Origin of the sequence: Campylobacter sp. 2018MI34 (genome assembly GCF_016598975.1) — a bacterium.
Lineage (GTDB): Bacteria > Campylobacterota > Campylobacteria > Campylobacterales > Campylobacteraceae > Campylobacter_D.
This window is the reverse complement of sequence record NZ_JAENKS010000042.1, coordinates 1-3120: the sequence shown is the minus strand read 5'-3', so window position 1 is coordinate 3120 and position 3120 is coordinate 1. Positions and strand designations below refer to the sequence as shown.

Annotated in this window: 1 protein-coding gene; it reads left to right on the top strand. The window is 30.7% G+C overall.

Annotated features, from left to right (window positions below; genetic code table 11):
• Positions 1–1078: 1078 nt before the first annotated feature.
• A partial coding sequence (locus JG676_RS07600; RefSeq protein ID WP_373563820.1) for a beta strand repeat-containing protein occupies positions 1079–3120 on the top strand: 2042 nt, incomplete at its 3' end.

The window sequence follows — 3120 nt, the reverse complement described above, 5'->3', positions numbered from 1 at the left end:
GTTTTTATTTTATAAATATAAAATTAATATTAAAAATATCTAAAAGTTTTCTTAATATAACTTTAAGAAAATTTTTTTTATCATTACGCATAATCTATGATTTGGATTTATTATTCTTTTTTTTATTTCTTTTTATAACAAATAAATTAAATTTAAACTATAAGGAGGTTGATAATGAGCCATAGTTTATTTAAAAAAGAAATATTAACGGGGGGGGGGGATTGAAAAAAGTCATTCTCATTCATCTTCAAAAAGATTAGTTCTTTCTTTAGTTACAATCTCTTTTTTAAGTTCTTATTCTTATGCTACAGCTAATGTAGAAACTTATAGTGATAATAGCGATAATTCACCTAGTTTTTATAGTTCGCAAAATGGAACAAGCACTAATATAAATACATCGCAAAATTCAACTCATACTATAAGTGGAAGTAATAATACTCTTACTATAACAAGCAGTGGTTCGGTTACAATTTCTAGTCCTACTAGCAATGGAAATAAAAACAAGCAAGCTATTCTTTTCCAAGCAAGCTCTTCTACTTCTACCTTTTTAAACCAAGGAACCCTTCAAGGTGGAGGTAATACTGCTAGTGTTCAAGTTAGTGCTAGTGGTTCAAATGGTGTTACTATAGAAAGCTTTGAAAATACTGGCACTATAGGAAATGGTGTTTCTAAATTTGGTATCACAGTTTGGGGAAAAGATGGATCTAAATCTACAATCAATAATTTTAGCAATAGCGGAACTATTCATTCAAAAAATGAAGCTATATATTTTAATAATGCTGATATTCAAACTTTTAACAATAGTGGAACTATTAAAAGTAACTCTCATCAAGGAGTAAGCTTAAAGAGTGGATCAACTATAGAAACTTTTAACAATAGTGGAATTATTCAAAGTAGTAATTATGGAGTAAATATAGAAAATGGAGCAGCTATAAATACTTTTACTAATGAAAGTAGCGGAAGTATTATTGCTTCTAGTGCTAGTGCTAATGCTATAAATTTTGCACAAGGAACTTCAACTTCTACTTTTTTAAATCAAGGAACCATTCAAGGTGGAAGTAGTACAGCTAGTATAAATATGGGAGAAAGTGGTTCAAATGGTGTTACCATAGAAAGCTTTGAAAATACTGGCACTATAGGAAATGGTGTTTCTAAATTTGGTATCACAGTTTGGGGAAAAGATGGATCTAAATCTACAATCAATAATTTTAGCAATAGTGGAACTATTCATTCAAAAAATGGTGAAAGTATTTATCTTGGTAATACTGAAATTAAAACTTTTAGTAATAGTGGAACTATTAAAAGTAATAGCGGAAAAGGTGTAAATGTATCAAGTGGTTCAAGTATAGAGAATTTTAGCAATAGTGGAACCATTCAAGGTGGAAGTAATGCTGCTAGTGTTAGTATAGGAGATAGTAGTAGCGGTGGTGTTACTATAGAAAGCTTTGAAAATACTGGCATTATAGGAAATGGTGCTTCTAAATTTGGTATAACATTTTGGGGAACAAACAGTAATAAATCTACAATCAATAATTTTAGCAATAGTGGAACTATAAGTTCAAACAATGGTGAAGCTATTTATCTTGGTAAAACTGAGATTAAAACTTTTAATAATAGCGGTTTAATTTCTGGTATTAAAGGTTTAAATTTAAGTGTGGGTATTATAAATAATTTTACCAATAAAGGAACTATAGAATCAACTAGTGACAACGCATTTACTGGAGCTATTTATCTTATGACTCAATATAATAGCACTTCCACTATTGATAATTTAACCAATGAAGGTCTTATTAAATCAAAATCTCAAGGTATCTCAGCAGAAGCTGGAAATAAAATTAATACTATTATTAATAAAGGCACTATAGAAGCTGATTTAAATGGTATAACTTTTTTTGATCATGGTGGTTCTAGCGGCAATACTATGGAACTAGGAAGAATTATCCTAGAAAAAGGTAGTAGCATTAAAGCTGGAAATAATGGTATTAATATAGATGGAACCTCTAAAGATATAGAAGCTGAAGCTATTGAAGTTCAAAGTGGTGCTGTTGTAGAAGGTGGTAATTCTGGTATTTATATAGGAGGTGGAAAAGAGATTGATACTCAAATCACTATTTCAGGATCAGTTACAGGTGGAACTGCTGGTATAGTTAATGAAGGTGTTATAGGTAGTAGTAGCTCTAGTGAAGATGGTAGCACAGGAGGTATTATCATCTCAGGTGGTAGTGTTAGCTCTTCAAGTGGAGGTTCTGGTATAGTAAATCAAGGTAATGGTTCTATTAGTGGTGAAATCAAAGTAGAAAGTGGAGGTTCTATTGAAGGTGGTATTACTAATACAGGTAATGGAAGTATTACAGGATCTATTACTGTAGAAAGTGGCGGTAAGCTTGATTCCATTACTAACACCTCTACTTCTGATACAGGTATAAGTGGATCTATTACTAATAATAGTGATAACAATCTTGAAATTTCAAATGGAGAAGGTGCAACCATAGGTGGAGGTATTGTTAATAATGGCAATGCTGATTTAATTATTTCAAATTCAGGCTCAGTAGGTAAAGATGAAAATGGTAACACAGTTACTAATAATGGAAATGGTAGTGTTGGAATTAAAGATTGGGTAGTAAGTACTGATAAAAACACAGGTAAATTAGAAACTGTAGTTGTAGGTGGAAGTGGAGCTTCTAATGTAAAAGTAGATAACATAACCGTTGATCAAAGCAATGTTAATCTTGATGAATTAGGCAATATAAATAATATTATCACAGGAGTAAATCAAGGCAATATTGGCAATATTGGAACTAATGGTGGAGGAGAAATATCTTTAAATTATGATCCATTAACAGGAAAGCTTACTACAGATTTTAACCTTAATGCCTCTATATCAGGCGCAACCTTTAGATCTTTAATCTCTACAACTTCAAGAAGATCAACCTTTATTGATAATGTTATGGGTAATTCTATGCAAAGCTTTACTTTAAGCTCTTCAAGTAAATCTCAAAGAATGGCTATGCAAGAAAAAGGTAATTTATACTCTGATGCAAGTGATTATATAAAGAGTGATTTTAAAAATGCTTCTTATGGAATGAATAAAGAACACTCTTTATTTATACTTCCTTATAC